Raw genomic sequence first — 18,989 nt, 5'->3', positions numbered from 1 at the left:
AGACGCTGGCAGCTAAGGCTAGGAAATTTTTATGGCATTGACCAGGACACAAAAGACGGACAAGGTCGGGAAGCTGGCGGAAGAACTCGCCGGGTCGACATCCGCAATTATTGGCACCTTCAAGGCGTTGACCGCTGACAAGGACTACGACCTCCGCAAGACGGTTCGCGCCGCTGGCGGTTCCTACCACGTCGTCAAGAACAAGCTGGCCGCACGCGCCAGCGCCGGCACCAAGATCGAAGCCGCTCTGCAGGGCCTCAAGGGTGTTTCGTCGGTTGCCTACACTTCGGGCGATCCGGTTGCTCTGGCCAAGGCGCTTTCGACCTGGGTCAAGGACAACTCGGAGTTCACCTTCAAGCTCGGCATCGTTGACGGCAAAGTCATCACGATCGAAGAGATCAAGGACCTCGCAAGCCTGCCGGGTAAGGAAGAGCTCTTCTCGAAGCTCCTCTTCCTCATCCAGTCGCCCGCGCAGCGTCTCGCAACCGTCATCAACGCCACTGGCCGCGATCTCGCGGTGGTCATCAACCAGGGCGTCGAGAAGGGCAAGTTTGCCGGTCCGGCTGCTGCTCCCGTTGCGGAAGCTGCTCCCGTTGCGGAAGCTGCTCCCGTTGCGGAAGCTGCTCCCGTTGCGGAAGCTGCTCCCGTTGCGGAAGCTGCTCCGGTAGCTGAAGAGGCTGCTCCTGTCGTGGAAGCTGCTGTTGCAGTCGAAGCGCCCGTAGAAGATGCAGCTCTCGTGGCTGAGACGCATGTGGTTGAGTCGGAAGCAGCCGAGCAGCCCGAAAACGGAACGGCATCGCAGGCTGGTGAAGCCGCGACGACCGACCCGGTCGAAGGCTAAAACAAGTTTTGTCTCATCCTTTTGGGTGCGCTTGTCTGGGCGCAACGGAAACCTGGATGGATGTGGGCAGCCGAGGTAGAAGATCCGCCCCGGAACGTAGTTAGCAATACGAGTTCAGATTGAAATTGGAGAGATAACATGGCAGACATTCAGCAATTGGAAGATCAGATCGTTAGCCTTAGCCTGCTCGAGGCTTCGGCACTTGTGAAGAAGCTCGAAGAGCGTCTTGGCGTATCGGCAGCAGCAGCGGTTGCAGCCCCGGCAGCAGGCGGCGGCGCAGCAGCGGCAGTCGTTGAAGAGAAGACCGAGTTCACCGTCATCCTCAAGGATGCCGGCGCGAACAAGATCAGCACCATCAAGACCGTCCGTGAAGTTACGGGTCTCGGCTTGAAGGAAGCCAAGGATCTCGTCGACGGAGCTCCTAAGCCGTTGAAGGAGAACATCTCCAAGGACGATGCGGCCGCCCTCGCGAAGAAGTTCGATGGCATCGCTACCGTCGAAATCAAGTAACAGATTTCCTCAGCTTGCAGTCCCGGCCAGAAGGCGCTATTATCTCCAATGGAGATATCGCCTCTGTCCGGGCGCACCTGTTTTATGTGCCGGGTAGAGTCTTCCCCAACATTGGATAGCTCGATTCAACACTGTTTCTGCTTGATCTTTGCTTCAAACCCCGAAGTCAGCTCTGATTCATCCGGTCTATCCTGGAAAGCCAGGTTATGAGGCCGGCCACGATGTGCCTCTGCGGCGGACGCACACTGTGATACAGGCAAGCCTCTAGCTCGGTTAGCGAGCAAGGGTGAAACGAATTATCAGCAATCAAGAGTAAGTGCAAAAGTCGGTCTATGCGCTCCGTGGACGTTCGTGTCCGTGTGGGCGCTTTTGCCGTCTCAACCACTTCTCTGGAGCTTTATCGGCTGCAACGGTCGTTTCTTACGGATTTATAGCAGCCGGAACGGTGAATCGGAAGTAAAAAGTTCAAGCCCAGAGTGCATCGGGCTGCGGTACGAGAAGTAGAGAGTCCCGGGCTAGTTTCAGCCGGAAGAAAAATTTTTGTGCGCGGGCGAGGCTGCAGCGAGGGCAGTCGGACCCGGTCTTGAAGCACACCAGAAGTGAACCCGGAGAGCAGCAGGCGCTGCTCTTCACCTCTCGAACCCGGCAGGCAGATGGATGCCTGTTGAGGTCTTCGGGAGGCCTCGAAGTCAAGTCTCAGGAGAGAGCATGTCTGAAATGCGCGCGATCCGCAGCCGTCTCGATTTTTCAAAGATCCCAACATCCATCCAGATTCCAAACCTTATCGAAGTTCAGCGGCGCAGCTATGAGCGTTTCCTGCTCATGGACAAGCTGCCCCAGGAGCGCGACGACAACGGTCTGCAGTCCGTCTTCACCTCGGTCTTCCCGATCACCGACTTCCGAAACGTCTCGGAGCTCGAGTTCGTTGACTACTCCATCGGCAACTGGGAGTGCAAGTGCGGCTACCTGAAGGGGCTGAACCACCTTCGTACTGCTTGCACCCATTGTGGACACATGGTCATCACCGATCCATTCCACCCTGGCGATGTGCTCTGCAACTTCTGCGGAACCTACAACAAGAACACGCCTGACTTCTGCACCAAGTGCGGAGACCCGGTGGGTCTGCAGTTGAAGTACGACCAGGCCGAGTGCGAAGAGCGCGGCATGACCTACTCGGCCCCGCTGAAGGTCACGATTCGCCTGAAGATCTACGACAAGGACCCCGAGACCGGCGTCAAGAGCCTGCGCGACATGAAGGAGCAGGAAGTCTTCTTCGGCGACATCCCGCTGATGAGCCAGAACGGCACCTTTATCGTCAACGGTACCGAGCGCGTTATCGTCTCGCAGCTGCACCGTTCGCCCGGCGTCTTCTTCGAGACGGCGAACAACCGTACCTACTTCCTGGGCAAGATCATTCCGTACCGCGGCAGCTGGGTAGAGTTCGAGTACGACCAGAAGAACACCCTTTATGTCCGCATCGACCGCAAGCGCAAGTTCCTCGGAACGATCTTCCTGCGCGCGCTCGGCCTGCGTACGGATGAAGAGATCCTCAAGACCTTCTACACGGTCGACACGATCAACGTGAAGGAAGGGAAGCTGGGCTGGGTCGTTGCCGGCGCAGACAAGCTGACCAACCTGCTCGGAACCCGTCCTGCCGCCGCTGTCACCTCGAAGGGCGAAGAGATCGCTGTTGCTACCCGCAAGATTGGCCCCAGCTCGCTGAAGAACCTGCGCGCCCATGCGGTCGAGTCGGTCGAAGTCGAGACCAGCGAGTTCGATGGCGCGATGACTGCGTCCGACGTCGTCGATCTCACTACTGGCGAGCTGCTGTACGAAGCAAACCAGGAGTTGACCGCCGACAAGCTGCACAAGATCATCCAGTCCGGCGTCACCAGCTTCGAGGTCTTCTTCCCCGAGCGCGACGATGTGGGCAACATCATCTCGAACACCCTTCGCCGCGACTCCGTGCGCAAGCCGGAAGAGGCGTTGATCGAGATCTACCGCAAGCTTCGTCCAGGCGACCCACCGACGCTCGACACCGCGACTGCGCTCTTCGAAGGCATGTTCTTCGATGCGCGCAAGTACGACTTCTCGCGTGTTGGCCGTCTGAAGTTCAACATCAAGCTGTATGAGAACCAGGACCCGAGTGGTCTTGATCACCGCACTCTGACGCCTGAAGACTTCTACGGCACGATCCGTTACCTGCTCAAGCTGCGCAAGAACATCGGCAACGTAGACGACATCGACCACCTTGGCAACCGCCGCGTTCGCGCTGTCGGCGAGTTGATGGAGAACCAGTTCCGCATCGGCCTCGTCCGTATGGAACGCGCCATCAAGGAAAAGATGTCGGTGTACCAGGAGATGTCGACGGCGATGCCGCACGACCTCATCAACGCGAAGCCCGTCATGGCCGCGATCCGCGAGTTCTTCGGATCGTCGCAGCTCTCGCAGTTCATGGACCAGACCAACCCCCTCTCGGAGATCACGCACAAGCGTCGCCTCTCCGCCCTTGGGCCCGGCGGTCTGTCTCGTGAGCGCGCTGGCTTCGAAGTCCGCGACGTACACCCGACCCACTACGGACGCATCTGCCCGATTGAGACGCCTGAAGGACCGAACATCGGTCTTATCTCTTCTCTTTCGTGCTTCGCCCGCATCAACGAGTACGGCTTCATCGAATCGCCTTACCGTCGCGTGAAGGACGGCATCGTGCTCGACTACGTTGCTGTGTCGAATGCTGGTGAGAGCGGTCTCCGTCAGGGCGACTACCTCGAAATCTCCGAGGCGAAGGCAAAGAACGCTGAACTCAAGGCCGCTGGCAAGCGCACCATGGACATTGAGCCCTTCAGCTTCTATCTCTCCGCTTGGGAAGAGGATCGCCACACGATCGCGCAGGCGAACATTGAGCTGAACCCGGACCTCACCATCGTGCAGGACATCGTCGATGCTCGTCGCCAGGGTAACTTCGTGCTCGTCTCGAAGTCCGATGTGGACTACGTCGACGTCTCGCCGAAGCAGCTCGTCTCGGTCGCCGCATCGCTCGTGCCCTTCCTTGAGCATGACGACGCGAACCGCGCCTTGATGGGTGCGAACATGCAGCGCCAGTCGGTCCCTCTGCTCGTCGCGGAAGCTCCGTTTGTCGGAACCGGAATGGAGGGCGTTACCGCCCGCGACTCCGGCGCCGTCATTCTGGCCAAGCGTAACGGCATCATTGACTCGGTCGACTCCGAGCGCATCATCGTGCGTGTAGAAGGCGAGCACCACCCCACGCAGCTTTCGCGTGAGGTTGGTTCGGACATCTACCAGCTCACGAAGTTCAAGCGCTCCAACCAGAACACCTGCATCAACCAGAAGCCGATCGTCCGCAAGGGCGACCGAGTGATCAAGGGGCAGGTAATCGCGGATGGTCCTTGCACGGAGCAGGGCGAACTCGGCCTCGGCCGTAACGTCCTGGTCGCGTTTATGCCGTGGCGTGGTTACAACTTCGAGGACGCGATCCTCATCTCGGAGAAGCTGGTCCGCGAGGACTACTACACCTCGATCCACATCGAGGAGTTCGAGATCGAAGCCCGCGACACGAAGCTTGGACCGGAAGAGATCACGCGCGATATCCCCAACGTCTCAGAGCACGCTCTGCGTGACCTGGATGAGTCGGGCATCATCCGCATCGGCGCCAAGATCGGCCACAACGACATCCTCGTCGGCAAGGTAACGCCGAAGGGCGAGACCCAGCTCACTCCTGAAGAGAAGCTGCTTCGCGCCATCTTCGGCGAAAAGGCTGGCGATGTTCGTGATGCTTCGCTGACGTGCCCTCCGGGCATCGAAGGCACTGTCGTCGACGTCCGCATCTTCTCCCGCAAGGGTCAAGAGAAGGACGAGCGCGCCAAGCAGATCGAGCAGGAGATGATCGAGAAGCTCGAGCGCAATCTCGCTGACGAGATCCGCATTCTTACCGACGAGCGTCTGAAGCGCCTTGAAGCAATTCTTGGAGCCAAGGAAGTTCTCGCCGACCTGCACGACGAGCGCACCAACAAGCGCCTGCTCAACAAGGGCGACATCCTCGACCGCGACACCATCGAGCTGATCTCGACGCGTAACCTGAAGCGTATTCGCTACGCCGACAAGGATCCGCGCGTCAACGAGCAGATCGATGAGATCGAAGAGATGACCTCGCGTCAGATCGACGTTCTGCGCAAGATCACCAACGAGAAGATCGGCAAGATGCAGAAGGGCGATGAACTTTCGCCCGGCGTCATCAAGATGGTCAAGGTCTACATCGCCATGAAGCGCAAGCTTTCGGTCGGTGACAAGATGGCCGGCCGTCACGGTAATAAGGGTGTTATCGCCCGCATTCTGCCGGAAGAGGACATGCCGTACCTCCCCGATGGAACGCCGGTCGAGATCGTCCTGAACCCGCTTGGTGTGCCTTCGCGTATGAACGTCGGACAGATCCTCGAGACGCATCTTGGATGGGCCGCACACACACTCGGCAAGCAGATCGCTGAGCTCGCCGAAAAGATGGAGTCGGCCAACGAAGTCCGCGAGCTCTTCAAGGCGCGCTTCGCTGGAACGGCTGCTCTGAACCAGCTTCTTGATCTCGACGACGAGCAGACGATGCGCGTTGCCGCCGGCATGAAGCGCGGAATCTGGTTCGGCACGGCAGTCTTCGATGGCGCACGCGAGACCGAGATCAAGGCGCTGCTGAAGTCCGCTGGCCTGCCCAGTTCGGGCAAGACGCAGCTCTACGATGGCATGCTGGGCGATCCGTTCGAACAGCCCGCCACCGTTGGCTACATCTACATGCTCAAGCTGTCGCACCTTGTCGACGACAAGATCCACGCTCGCTCGATCGGACCGTACTCGCTCATCACCCAGCAGCCGCTGGGCGGTAAGGCGCAGTTCGGCGGACAGCGCTTCGGAGAGATGGAGGTCTGGGCCCTTGAAGCGTACGGCGCAGCTTACATCCTGCAGGAGCTGCTCACCGCGAAGTCCGATGACGTCTTTGGCCGTACGAAGATCTACGAGGCCATCGTCAAGGGCGAAGCGGCGATCGAGCCCGGTGTGCCGGAGTCGTTCAACGTTCTTATCCGCGAGCTACAGTCGCTGTGCTTGGACGTCGAGCTCATCAAGCAGGCCGACCAGAAGAAGGTCGCTCTGCCGAGCATCGCCGCAGCTGACTAATTACGAAGGTGGCGCGGCGAAGGTCGCGCCACCCCAAGCTATGTAGCACCCACAATCGAAAACAAGCATCTGGCACCAGAACCAAAGGCATCGCGATGCGCCTAGAGTCATCGCGGAACAGATAGATCTAACAGCAGCCGCCCGCTGCAATAACGGAGACGTAAACTATGTTCCGCTCCAGCCCCTTTGAACTAACCGGTCCGATCACCGACTTCGACGCCATCAAGATCCAGCTCGCCAGCCCGGAGAAGATTCGTAGCTGGTCGCATGGCGAAGTCACCAAGCCCGAGACCATCAACTACCGTACCTTCAAGCCCGAGCGCGATGGCCTCTTCTGCGCCCGCATCTTTGGACCCATCACTGACTGGGAGTGCCTCTGCGGCAAGTACAAGCGCATGAAGCACCGCGGCGTCATCTGCGACAAGTGCGGCGTCGAAGTCACCCTCTCGAAGGTCCGCCGCGAACGCCTCGGCCACATCGAGCTTGCCAGCCCCTGCTCGCACGTCTGGTTCTTCAAGGGCCTGCCCAGCCGCATCGGCCACCTGCTCGACATCTCGCTCCGTGAACTCGAAGCTGTACTTTACTTCGAGTCCTACGTAGTCGTCGATCCAGGCGACGCGCCCGTCAAGGAGCGCGAGGTTATCAAGGACGAGACCAAGTTCCGCGAGCTCGATGCTCAGTACCGGCCATCAGGATTTAAGGCCATGATGGGCGCGGAAGCGATTAAGGAACTCCTGAAGCGCGTTGAAATTGCAGAGCTCTCGATTGAGCTCCGCGAGCGAATGAAGACCGAGACCTCGCTCCAGAAGAAGCTCAAGTACTCCAAGCGCCTGAAGATCGTCGAGGCCTTCAAGAAGTCGGACAACCTGCCGCAGTGGATGATTCTCGACGTGATCCCCGTGATCCCGCCAGAGCTTCGCCCGCTGGTTCCGCTTGATGGCGGCCGCTTCGCCACGTCCGACTTGAACGACCTCTATCGCCGCGTGATCAACCGCAACAACCGCTTGAAGAAGCTGATGGACCTGCACGCTCCTGAGGTCATCGTCCGCAACGAGAAGCGCATGTTGCAGGAGGCCGTCGACGCTCTGTTCGACAACGGCCGCCGTGGCCGCGTGCTTCGTGGCGCGAACAATCGTCCGCTCAAGTCGCTCTCCGACACCCTCAAGGGTAAGCAGGGCCGTTTCCGTCAGAACCTTCTCGGCAAGCGCGTGGACTACTCGGGCCGTTCGGTCATCGTGGTTGGTCCGGAGCTGAAGCTGAACCAGTGCGGTCTTCCCAAGAAGATGGCGCTCGAACTCTTCAAGCCGTTCATCTATCACCGCCTCGAGCAGACCGGCCACTGCACCACCATCAAGCAAGCTAAAGAGATGGTGGAGATGCAGGACCCGATCGTCTGGGACATTCTCGAAGAGGTCATCAAGGACCACCCGGTCCTGCTGAACCGCGCCCCTACGCTGCACCGTCTTGGCATCCAGGCCTTCGAGCCCGTGCTGGTGGAAGGTAAGGCGATCAAGATCCATCCGCTCGTCTGCACCGCCTTCAACGCGGACTTCGACGGCGACCAGATGGCCGTGCACATCCCGCTCTCTCCCGAAGCGCAGATTGAAGCTTCGGTCCTGATGCTGGCGTCGCACAACATCCTCTCGCCCGCTAGCGGACAGCCCATCACTGTCCCGACGCAGGACCTCGTCCTCGGTCTTTACTACCTGACCAAGTCCAAGGTGAATGCCAAGGGTGAAGGCCGCGTCTTCGCGAACATCGAAGAAGTGTTCATGGCGCTCGAAGCCAAGCAGGTCGAGACGCTGACGCCTATCCGTCTGCGTTACACCGGCATGGTGCTCGACATGACCACCGCCTACGACGACCAGGACCTCACGCACACCGAGCCGGTCGAGTTCAATAAGCAGTTCATCTCGACCACTGTCGGCCGCGCCATCCTCAACGATGCGCTTCCCGAAGGCATGCCTTACGTGAACGGCCTGCTCAAGAAGAAGGGCATCGGCCAGCTGGTCAACTACTGCTACCTGAACCTCGGCCTCGAAGTGACGGTCAAGACGCTCGACCGGATCAAGGACCTTGGCTTCACCTATGCCACCAAGTCCGGTCTGTCGGTCGGTCTCGACGACATGGTCATTCCGGATTCCAAGTACACGCTGGTTGGCGAGGCCGAGAAGACCGTCCTCACCATGCAGCAGCAGTACCTCGACGGCGCGATCACCAACGGCGAGCGGTCGAACAAGGTCATCCAGATGTGGTCGGGAGTTACCGAGCGCGTCGCCGATGAGATGTTCAACAACATGAAGCGCGCCGACAAGGAAGGCGCCATGAACCCGATCTACATCATGGCCGACTCCGGTGCGCGTGGTTCGAAGCAGCAGATTCGTCAGCTCTCCGGTATGCGTGGTTTGATGGCCAAGCCCTCGGGCGAAATCATCGAGACTCCGATCACGGCGAACTTCCGCGAAGGCCTCACCGTTCTCCAGTACTTCATCTCGACGCACGGCGCTCGTAAGGGTCTCGCCGATACCGCTCTCAAGACTGCTGACTCGGGTTACCTCACCCGTCGTCTGGTCGACGTTGCGCAGGATGTCATCATCTCGCACAACGATTGCGGCACCGTCGAAGGCATCTACGTCACACCGATCATCGAAGCCGGCGAGACCATCGAGCCGCTGCGCGACCGTATCATTGGCCGCGTTTCGCTTGAAAAGTTGAAGGACTTTGAAGGCAAGACCATCGTCGAAGTGAACCAGGAGATCGACGAAGATCTCGCCTCCGCGATCCAGGCTGCTGGTATCGAAAAGGTGAAGATCCGTTCGGTGCTCACCTGCGAATCGAAGCGCGGCGTCTGCATCCTTTGCTACGGTCGTAACCTCGGCTCGGGCAAGATGGTCGAGATGGGCGAAGCCGTCGGTGTCATCGCGGCGCAGTCCATCGGCGAACCCGGAACCCAGCTCACCATGCGTACCTTCCACATCGGAGGAACGGCATCGCGCGTCTCGGACGCTTCGCACATCGAAGCCAAGAACGCCGGTACGGTCCGCTTCATCAACCTTGTCACCGTCCGTTCGAAGGATGGCGGCCTGGTCGCGATGAACCGCAACGGATCCATTGCCATCATCGATGACAAGGGCCGCGAGAAGGAACGCTACGCTGTCGTCTACGGTGCCAAGATCAAGATCGAAGAGGGCACCAAGGTCGAGCAGGGCGGTCGCCTCGGCGAGTGGGATCCTTACACCTTCTCGCTGCTGACCGAGATCTCCGGTACCGTCCAGTTCAAGGACCTGCAGGAAGGCGTCACGCTCAACGAAGAAGTCGATGAAGTGACTGGCCTCTCACGGCTTGTCGTCAACGATTCGACCGACGAGAAGCGTCAGCCCGCGATCATCATCAAGTCCGCAACCGGCAACAAGCGTTACCTCATGCCAAGCCGCGCTCACCTTATGGTGGCCGATGGCGACGAGCTCTACCCCGGCGACATCCTTGCCAAGATCCCGCGCGAAACCACGCGTACCAAGGACATCACCGGCGGTCTGCCGCGCGTCGTTGAACTCTTCGAGGCCCGCAAGCCCCGCGACCCAGCGATCATCTCGAAGATCGATGGTGTCGTCCGCTTCGGCGAAGTCTCGAAGGGACAGCGTAAGGTCTACGTCACTGCCGACAATGGTCAGGAAGAGGAGTACAGCGTTCCCCGCGGTACTTACGTCAACGTGCAGGAAGGCGAGCGCCTTCGTGCCGGTGATCCTCTGATCGATGGTCCCCGCAGCCCGCATGACGTGCTTGAAGTGCTCGGAGAGCGCGCTGTTCAGATGTACCTTGTCAACGAGATCCAGGAGGTCTACCGCCTCCAGGGTGTAACTATCTCCGACAAGCACATCGAAACCATCGTTCGCCAGATGCTTCGCTGGGTGAAGATCGAAGAGGTTGGCGACACCACCTTCCTCGTCGATCAGCAGACGGACCGCTTCCGCTTCAACGCGGAGAACCAGCGCGTCCTGATGACCGGCGGCCGTCCCGCAATCGGACGTTCGTTGTTGCTCGGCATCACCAAGGCGTCGCTCTCGACCGACAGCTTCATCTCGGCCGCCAGCTTCCAGGAGACCACGCGCGTACTTACCGAAGCCAGCATCAACGGCTCGATCGACACGCTCCGCGGCCTCAAGGAAAACGTCATCGTCGGCCGTCTCATCCCGGCTGGCACGGGCATGGAGTACTACCGCAACGTACAGCTCTCACCAGAGCTCGAAGAAGCGGCAGCCCAGGTCCAGCAGGAAGTTACTGCGGCGATCGAAGCAGAAGAGCGCGAGCTCGAGCAGATGCGCATGGAAGGCGAACAAGAAGAACTCGCCGCCGAGTAGGCACTTCGTGCGGTCTTGCACGCTTCGCGTAAAACTACGAACTACAGCAGCAAGAACGGGCGGACTCGAGAGAGTTCGCCCGTTGTTCATTTCCATTGACGCAGCGAAATACCCGCGACTACCCTCAAGCTAGTGAATGTCAGCTTCCAATACGCTGAAAGCCATCTGGCCGCTTTGGCCGATGCCGCTGATAACGGCGAACCTATTGAGATCTTGCGTCCTAATAACCCGACTCTTATTCTGATCGCTTCCGCCCAGCCGCCCGTAAAAAAACAGGTCGTCGTATCCTTGGTGCTGGCCGCGGCGAGATGCGTGTGCCAGGCGAATAGGAGTGGGCGGCCATGGATAAAGAGCTTGAGTGTCAGATGAACGACGCTCCGCTCATGACGTCGGGCGAGATTTGAGACTGCTGCTCGATTCCCACGCTGTCTTCTGGTCGCTTTATGAACCGGAGAAGCTTCCTGATCTAGCCCGCGAGTCGATTTCAGATGAAGAGAATGAAGTCTTTATCAGTCTGGCAACGGTCTGGGAACTCTCGAATAAGGCAGGTGCAGGCCGTCTGCCAATCGGTGGCTCGACGGTAGCGAAGATGGTTGAAAGAATGGATCAGTTGGTCGATGCCTTTCTTCCAATCACTTCAAAGGACATCACTGCTTCAGCACCTTGCCCAGACACCACGGCGATCCGTTCGATCGGATGTTGATCTCTCAAGCGCAGGCGTTATCGCTTCATTTGGTCACGAAAGACGCCAAGATTCTTCTCTACGAAGTCGAAACACTTTGGGACTGAGAGTCCGGGAACTAAGCAGATGCTGCTGGAAGGCAGCTCTGCCTTAGTTCGTCAATTAGAGCGGGTAAACCTCGGTGTAGAATTTGCGTTATTCCCTTTCTACTGAGGTCTGAATTGATTATCTGGCAAGGTTTTGGATTTCTCGCTGCGCTTATACCTGTTCTCATTGCTGTGCTCTTCGAAAAGATATTCGATGGAAAATTCGGAGAGGGCTATACCGACACCCATCATTGGATATGGGGCATGAGCCTGATCATTTCTGCGGGGATTGTTTGGCTCCTTGGAAATAAGCTCACAGGCCCTGGCCGTGTGCTAGTTGACCCGCAGACAGGGCAGGCTGTGACGTTGCGCAAAAAACATACCCTCTTCTGGATTCCAATGCAGTACTGTGCGTTGATCCTAGCGTTCGCTGGAGTGGTGAAATTTTTTGTCTGATGGTAGCCATTGAGGCCGGATGTCCGTCCATAGCTCGCTTATAGCTACGGGCATTCGGGCAGAGCGCGAACCGCTTTGTTATCCCGAAGAAACGCATTGACCCGAGTCCCACCCGCATCTACCCTGATCCCACGATCCCGGCGACCGCCTGCTTGTGGCCCAGACGTTGGCCGAGAGCATTCCATTGATGACGCTCGATCCGGAGATTCGCGACTATGCGGTGCCGACGATCTGATAAGCGATGCGTCCCAACAGGTCGTCCAGAAACCCTTTATTTCAATAAAAACCGGGCAGACTCATTGAGTCTGCCCGGTAGCGGGAGGGCCAAATCTGGCAGAAGGCTAAGGCTGGACGAACTTCTCCGGCGAACTTTTAGAAGCTCGGGGCGTGGATGATGATCTCGAGGTTCACTTCAACCTCGGTGGGCTGGTGGTTCAACTGGCCTGGCTTGTAGTGGTACTTCGCTACCGATGCGAGTACGTTGTTGTCCAGTTCTTCGCCGGCAGACTTCGTGATCTTCAGGTTCGTGGGCTTGCCGGCTTTGTTGACGATCATCGAGACGACAACGATCTTATCCTCACCCGACGCATGCCATCTGACGTCGTTGTCCGCGTGGATATCAGCCATCGAAATCAGTTCGGGTGGGGTGATGCCGGTCGTGACCCGCACGGGCGAGGCCACCGGGATACCGTCGAAGCCGTAGGCGAGGGCCGAGGGCTGACCCGGCTCTGCCGGCATGGTCAGGCGAGCTTCAATCACGGGAGCGTTCGGCGAAGCCTGGGTGGTTGCAGGCACCATTGCCTGGGCGTGAAGCATGGTCGGGAGCAGGAAGGCGGCTGCAATTGCAAGAGCTTGGCGCATAGGAACCTCGATTTCGATTAGGAGTAACCTTCACCACTATAAATTTGTTTACATACGGTTGTCAACAAATTTCGTATAAGTGCTAAATGGCTTTATTTTTAGCAACTTAAGTTCTCGGAAGAGATGAAGTTAAAAAATCGTTGTCGGAAAAGTTCGTCGCCGAGGAAGCCAAAAAATGCCATCCTACGAGGCTCATCTCTGTCTCTAGACGAGCAGAGTTCATCCCCTTCGAGGAGGACATCGCGTAGACAAGGGAATGCTGAGGCACAGGCTGCGAAGGGTTGTGGCGTATCGGATTTCGATCCGGAATCTGGTAACGCTACGTCAGGCAGACTTCCAGTTGTTCTGTTGTCTCGGGCTGTGGTCTGGATCGTTCCAGCTCGCGCCAATGGGCGGGCGGAAGACCCTCCCATGTGCGGAAAGCGCGGACGAACGAGTTCGAATCGACGAAGCCTAGCATGTAGGCGGCCTCGTTCAAACCGAGCATCGAGTTCTTCAGGTAGTGCCGCGCAAGCTGGTGGCGTGACTGCTCCATCACTTGCTGGAAGGTGAAGCCGTCGTCCTGCAGGCGGCGTTGCAGCGTGCGTGAGCTGAGGTGCAGCTCGCGGGCGATCTCGCGCATCTTTGGGCGGCCGCCTATGAGCTTGCGCTGGATGACTGTGCGAACGACTTCGGCGAAGGTCTGCTGCGCGCCCGTCTGCTTCATCTCCTGGTCGAACTGCGGGGCGAGCATGCCGAGGAGTTCGGCGTTACGCGTGATGAAGGGTAGCGCGGTGTCGGACTCGCGGAAGATGACGGAATTTTTCGAGGCGCTGTAGGTGACGTGGCAGTCGAAGTGGCGCTCGAAGACTCTGTGTTTAGGGGCCGGTCGCTTCAACTCGATGCGTAGCGGAGAGATGGATTGGCCGGTGCCGTGGCGGGCGATCGACAGGATCCAGGCGAAGCAGAGGTCGGTTAGGACTTCGGGCTCGGGACTCTCGGCGAGGAGCCAGCGGAAGTGGATGCTCCACTCTCCGGCGTGGGTCTCGTGATGGATCTCCTCAGGGCAGGAGAGCGTCTTGTAGCGGGCTACCTGGCGCATGGCCTCGCCGAAGGATGGGGCAGCGAGAGCGGCGAGGGTGATGGGATCGAAGTTCTCGGCCTTTGCTTCTGTACCCAAAGCGAGGCCGATGGAGGCGTGTCCGGCGCGGCCTATTTCACACCAGAGGGCGAAGAGCTCTTCGGTCGTGACGAGGATGCGGGGCTGGTCGAAGAGGCCTGGCGGCAGACCCGCGCTTTGAAGCAGGGCAGGCACACGGATTCCCGCTTCCTGCAATCTTGCGTGCAGTCTGCCGGGAATCCGGAAGTGTCTGCCCATGGTGCTTATGCCTCTGTCTTGAGCGATGCCATGTCGATGACGAAGCGATACTTTACGTCGGACTTCAACAGCCGGTCGTAGGCGTCGTTCACCTTCTGAATGGGGATGATTTCTACATCCGAGGTGATGTTGTGTTGGCCGCAGAAGTCGAGCATCTCCTGGGTTTCGGCGATGCCTCCGATGGGCGAGCCGGAGAGGCTCTTACGGCCAAAGAGCAGGTTGAAGGCGGAGACGGCGAGCGGCTTTTCCGGAGCTCCGACGAGGCAGAGATTGCCGTCGCGACGAAGGAGGCTGAGGAAGGCGTTGATGTCGTGGTCGGCGGAGACGCAGTCGAGGATGAAGTCGAAGCTGCCTGCGTGCTTCGCCATCTCATCGGCGTTCTTCGAGATGACAACTTCGTCGGCACCGAGGCGGAGGGCGTCATCCTTCTTGCCGGGTGAGGTGGTGAAGAGAACGACTTCTGCGCCGAGCGCGTGGGCGAACTTTACGCCCATGTGTCCGAGGCCGCCGAGGCCGACAACGCCGACCTTCTTGCCCTTGGTCACACCCCAGTGGTGCATGGGGGAGTAGGTGGTGATGCCGGCGCAGAGCAATGGAGCCGCGCCTGCAAGGTCGAGGTTCGAGGGAACCTTCAGGACAAAGCGCTGGTCGACGACTACGCTGTCCGAGTAGCCGCCATAGGTGACTCCGCCGGTGTGCTTGTCGGGGAAGTTGTAGGTCAGGGTTGCGTTGTGGCAGAACTGTTCGAAGCCTGCCAGGCACTCCGGGCAGGTGCCGTCGGAGTCGACCATGCAGCCGACAGCGGCGAGGTCGCCTGCTTTGAACGTGGTGACTGCGGAGCCGACGGAGGTGACGCGGCCGACGATCTCGTGGCCGGGGACGCAGGGGTAGACGGTGGGCATGAAGCCGCTCCACTCGTTGCGGGCCTGGTGAAGGTCTGAGTGACAGATGCCGCAGAAGAGGATCTCAATCTGTACATCGGTTTCGGTTGGATCGCGCCGCGCGATCGTGGTGGATGCGAGCGGCGATGACGCACTGGCAGCGGAGTAGGCTTTGGCGTTGTACATGTGTCAAAGAGTAGATCGTCTTCGACAGGAGCGAGATGCAAAACGCGCCAAACTTTACGCAGAACACGCCAGGTTTGGGTGCGCGAAAAAGATTCATCCATGATTCATGGAATTGACTTTAGGGCTTTGTTTGCGCGGCCTTGGTCAGCGTGCAGTCTGTCAGGTCGTAAGGGGTTTCCTGGCCCTCGCCATATTGAACGATGACATGTTTCGGCACCAAGAGGTCATCGACGAACTGGTAGGAGTAGATGAAGCTTGCCTTGTCTTCATCTTCCGGCGAAGTTGAGGAAGAGGCTGCCTTCGTCTCCGCTGCAAGTCCGGTGGCCGCGTGCGTGGTCACGGTCTTCAACGAGGTGAGCAGCCAGCCATGGGTGCTGGTGTCGAACTCCGGTGTGAACTCGGTTGTGGTGCCGTTCAGATGGCTCTCGCCGTGGGTGACCTTCAGCTTTGGATCGAGGTCGAGGATGGAGAAGAAGGTGCCGCCATCGAGCGTCAGGCGGTAGCCGGTGGGCACAGACTCGAAGCGGTAAGTGGTCGCTTCGAGAGGAAAGATGCGATTGCTGAGGAAAGGGTCCCAACCGTCGAGGCTGGCCTTGACTAGGTTGTTCAGAATCTTCTGGCGGCTGGCTACGGGTGAACCTGCCAGCGGCTGTGTTCCGGGATAGGTGCCTTTTGCGACGGCGCCCTTTGCATAGTCGTTCGTGACGGTTGTCGTAGCGCTTTTGAGCGAGACGACGGTCGCTTCCTTTGAGGAAATCTTCCGGCCCGAGGCGCGTTCTAGCACCGCCGCCCAATCGAACGATACGTTGCAGGAGAATCCCTGTACGCCACGATCTAGAGGCAGGTAATACGCGTGTCGGACTTGATCCAGCAGGGCTTTCTGGTCGACCTTTACCGCCTGCTGTGCTTTTGATGGACTCGTTGAGCCCGTCAAAAGCACAGCGGCGGCGATTGCTAGAAAAGACTTGCTGTGACCGTTGAACCTGAATCTCATACCTTCGCGCTTCCTCGTAACCAGTCTAAAGCGCGCGTATGAATTATCGGGTGGATGGTGCGCCGCCGGCTGGGATGGAGGCGTTTGCTTTGTTGCCGGTGTAGGTGACGTGCCAGACGGTGCGCGACCCATCGTCAGTCACGAAGAGCGAGCCGTCGTGTCCTACGGTGACGCCCACGGGACGGCCCCAGACCTTGCCGTCGTCGGTGACGAAGCCGGTGAGAAAGTCTTCGTACTCGCCGGTGGCATGGCCTTCGTGCATGGGGATGCGGATTACTTCGTATCCCGACCGCTTGGCACGATTCCACGACCCGTGTTCGGCGGCGAATCCGTCGCCGTTGTACTCGGCGGGGAAGGAGTCGGAGCGGACGGGCGGAGCGTAGAAGGTGAGTTCGAGCGAGGCGAAGTGTGGGTTTACGAGCACATCCGGGGTGAGGACCTTCGACTTCAGTTCGGGGTGGGTGCCGACGAGGCGGGGGTCCTGGTGGCCGCCCATGTAGTACCAGGGCCAGCCATAGAAGCCGCCTTCCTTGACCGAGGTGATGTAGTCGGGGACGAGGTTGTTGCCGAGGCGGTCGCGCTCGTTGGTGGAGCACCAGAGCTGCCCGGTGATCGGATTGATGGCCTCGCCGACGCAGTTGCGGAGCCCGGAGGCGTAGATCTTGACGAACTTGCCGGCTGGAGTGAACTCGAGGACATTGGCGCGGTGGAACTCGCCAGGGTGGGTGTCGGGATCGTCGACGTTCGAGGCCGATCCGACGGAGATGAGCATCTTGCTGCCGTCTTTGGTGAAGACGACGTCGCGGGTCCAGTGGCCGCCGCCGCGAAGCTGGGCGTAGCCGGGGAGGGTTTGGACGACGGTCTCTGGCGCACCTGTCGCTTTCAAGTCGCCGACCTTATAGGCGAACTTTACGACTGAAGTCGTGTTCGCGATGTAAACCCACTTGGGGCTTGGTCCCGACGGATAGAAGGCGATGCCGAAGGGATGGTCGAGGCCGGTTGCGAAGGTCTCCGAAGTGACCACCTTGCCGTCAGATCCAACGCCGCGAAGGACCTTGATCTGGCCGGCTTTGCTGTCGGCGAGGAAGAGATCGCCGTTGGGCGCGGTGCGGATCAGACGAGGCTCGGTGAAGCCCTGGGCGTAGATTTCAACTTTGAAGCCCGCGGGAGCTACGGGCATTGCGCCGTCTGGCCGAGGGATGACCGGTGGGCCATTATCGACGGACTCGTCAGGCTTCGGCTCGGGGAGGTCTGCGACGGTGAGATGACGGCGAACGCCGGGGTGTTCCTTCGAGTAGTCGGTGAAGGCGTCCTGCCCTGTGAGCACGGTGCCGGATTGGGCGGTCGCGAACGGAGAGATCAGGACCGTTGCGGCAGCGAGAGCGAAGCACTTGAAGCGTAAGGACATGTCTTGGACCTCGGAGAGGATTCGGTGATGGAGTGACGCTTGGGGATCGGGCTTAGATTCAGAAATGCAGAAGCTGGAATTCAGTATTCAGCTATGGGATGCGTTTTAGTGTGAATCGGGTGTTGCCTCTGCGCTCGCTGCGGTTAGTTGTTTCAGGATATCGACGGGAACGGTTGCCGTGAGTGTGGCGCGGTTTCTCTCGGCGACGATCTTGATGGAATCCATGAATTGCTTGACTGCGGCGCTTTGCGCGGACGTTGGTTGCTGGCCTGGATTCAGCTGGGACTGGACGTTCTGGATGGAGCGAAAGAGTTGAAGCAGGGCCGAGAGCGCATTGGCCGATTGCTCGGCGTCGTTCTGGGTGGGAAGGAGTTCGTCGATGCGGAGGCGCAGGGCGGTGGTGAAGCGCAGACTGGCGACGAAGGTGGTGTCTTCAGGGAGCGGGAGCTGCAGGCCGAAGGCGCTGATCTTGCCGTTCTCGGAGAAGGGCAGACCGATGTGTCCGATGGCCCAGGCGGTCGAGAGTAGCGGGACATCGTGATATCGGGCGCTGAGCAAGGATGAGCCGGAGAACGGCGATGCCGAGGCGCGGTAGCGGTCGAGGATGGAGTGAATCTGCTCGGCTGTGGGCATGTTTGAGGCGGCGAGGGTGTCATAGCCAAGCTGGGTTACACGCAACAGACGTACGGCCTGTGCTGGCTTTCCATCTTTTGACGGAACTTCGACCAAGGCGACAGGAACGGTGTAGATGTCGTGTCCGGCATAGCTCTCTTTTGCGATGGCGATCGAGGTGAGGTACGCGGCAAGCTTCGTGCCGTCGAACCGGCCTTCGAAGACCTCGGAGTAGGCGACCGGGCCGTTCGGGCCGTTGGGGTCATCCATGCGATGCAGCGCAAAGGCCGCAGCGTCCAGGTCGCGCTCGAAGACGATGCCGGTTGCGTCGATGAAGTGCTGATACTCGGCACTGAGCGCCACGGGGCGCTTGCTCCACTCGCGGTCGAAGTGAGTCACCGATCGTACCGGTTTCAGATTCACATAGACGATCGCGTCGGACTCGGGGAGCAGGCGCGCTACCTCTGGTGGTGCCTCCTTCTTCAGGAAGAGGGCGATGGCGAGCGCCGCGATCAGGACAAAGGTGAGCAGGAGAGAGTAGCGGGTGCGCTTATGCATGGGCAGGACGAATCATCTGCC

At 59.3% G+C, this 18,989-nt stretch carries 12 protein-coding genes; 6 read left to right on the top strand and 6 right to left on the bottom strand.

The features are described from left to right. Positions 1-31: 31 nt before the first annotated feature. From rplJ to HDF16_RS05130, 6 genes are all read left to right on the top strand, one after another. A complete protein-coding gene (rplJ, locus tag HDF16_RS05155; RefSeq protein WP_184214014.1) occupies positions 32-841 on the top strand; it encodes a 50S ribosomal protein L10 in 810 nt (269 codons plus the stop codon). A gap of 138 nt (positions 842-979) precedes the next feature. Then, entirely contained in the window at positions 980-1,351 is a 372-nt protein-coding gene (gene rplL, locus HDF16_RS05150; protein ID WP_184214013.1) for a 50S ribosomal protein L7/L12, read from the top strand. Positions 1,352-2,059: 708 nt separating this feature from the next. Further along, positions 2,060-6,529, top strand: coding sequence for a DNA-directed RNA polymerase subunit beta (gene rpoB / locus HDF16_RS05145; RefSeq protein WP_184214012.1), 4,470 nt, complete (start codon positions 2,060-2,062; stop codon positions 6,527-6,529). 167 nt (positions 6,530-6,696) lie between these two features. Beyond that, positions 6,697-10,887, top strand: coding sequence for a DNA-directed RNA polymerase subunit beta' (gene rpoC / locus HDF16_RS05140; RefSeq protein WP_184214011.1), 4,191 nt, complete (start codon positions 6,697-6,699; stop codon positions 10,885-10,887). Positions 10,888-11,245: 358 nt separating this feature from the next. Further along, complete coding sequence (locus tag HDF16_RS05135) at positions 11,246-11,590, top strand: type II toxin-antitoxin system VapC family toxin (protein ID WP_184214010.1); 345 nt, start codon at positions 11,246-11,248, stop codon at positions 11,588-11,590. Positions 11,591-11,790: 200 nt separating this feature from the next. Continuing rightward, positions 11,791-12,111 carry a hypothetical protein gene (locus tag HDF16_RS05130; RefSeq protein WP_184214009.1) on the top strand — a complete coding sequence of 107 codons (321 nt, stop codon included), beginning with the start codon at positions 11,791-11,793 and terminating at the stop codon, positions 12,109-12,111. Positions 12,112-12,483: 372 nt separating this feature from the next. Here the strand turns inward: HDF16_RS05130 and HDF16_RS05125 are convergent, their stop codons facing one another. The 6 genes from HDF16_RS05125 to HDF16_RS05100 form a co-directional block, all read right to left on the bottom strand. Beyond that, the gene (locus HDF16_RS05125) at positions 12,484-12,972 is read right to left on the bottom strand and encodes a TonB family protein (RefSeq protein WP_184214008.1); all 489 of its coding nucleotides are present in this window, start codon (positions 12,970-12,972) and stop codon (positions 12,484-12,486) included. A 319-nt stretch (positions 12,973-13,291) separates the two neighbouring features. After that, positions 13,292-14,329 carry an AraC family transcriptional regulator gene (locus HDF16_RS05120; RefSeq protein WP_184214007.1) on the bottom strand — a complete coding sequence of 346 codons (1,038 nt, stop codon included), beginning with the start codon at positions 14,327-14,329 and terminating at the stop codon, positions 13,292-13,294. A gap of 5 nt (positions 14,330-14,334) precedes the next feature. After that, complete coding sequence (locus HDF16_RS05115) at positions 14,335-15,396, bottom strand: NAD(P)-dependent alcohol dehydrogenase (protein ID WP_184214006.1); 1,062 nt, start codon at positions 15,394-15,396, stop codon at positions 14,335-14,337. Positions 15,397-15,514: 118 nt separating this feature from the next. Then, entirely contained in the window at positions 15,515-16,390 is an 876-nt protein-coding gene (locus HDF16_RS05110) for a hypothetical protein (RefSeq protein WP_184214005.1), read from the bottom strand. A gap of 43 nt (positions 16,391-16,433) precedes the next feature. Further along, entirely contained in the window at positions 16,434-17,798 is a 1,365-nt protein-coding gene (locus tag HDF16_RS05105) for a PQQ-dependent sugar dehydrogenase (protein WP_184214004.1), read from the bottom strand. Positions 17,799-17,903: 105 nt separating this feature from the next. Further along, a complete protein-coding gene (locus HDF16_RS05100) occupies positions 17,904-18,968 on the bottom strand; it encodes a hypothetical protein (protein WP_184214003.1) in 1,065 nt (354 codons plus the stop codon). Between the last annotated feature and the right edge of the window lie 21 nt (positions 18,969-18,989).

Origin of the sequence: Granulicella aggregans (genome assembly GCF_014203275.1) — a bacterium.
Taxonomy (GTDB): Bacteria; Acidobacteriota; Terriglobia; order Terriglobales; family Acidobacteriaceae; genus Edaphobacter.
This window is presented reverse-complemented; position numbering and strand designations above follow the sequence as displayed.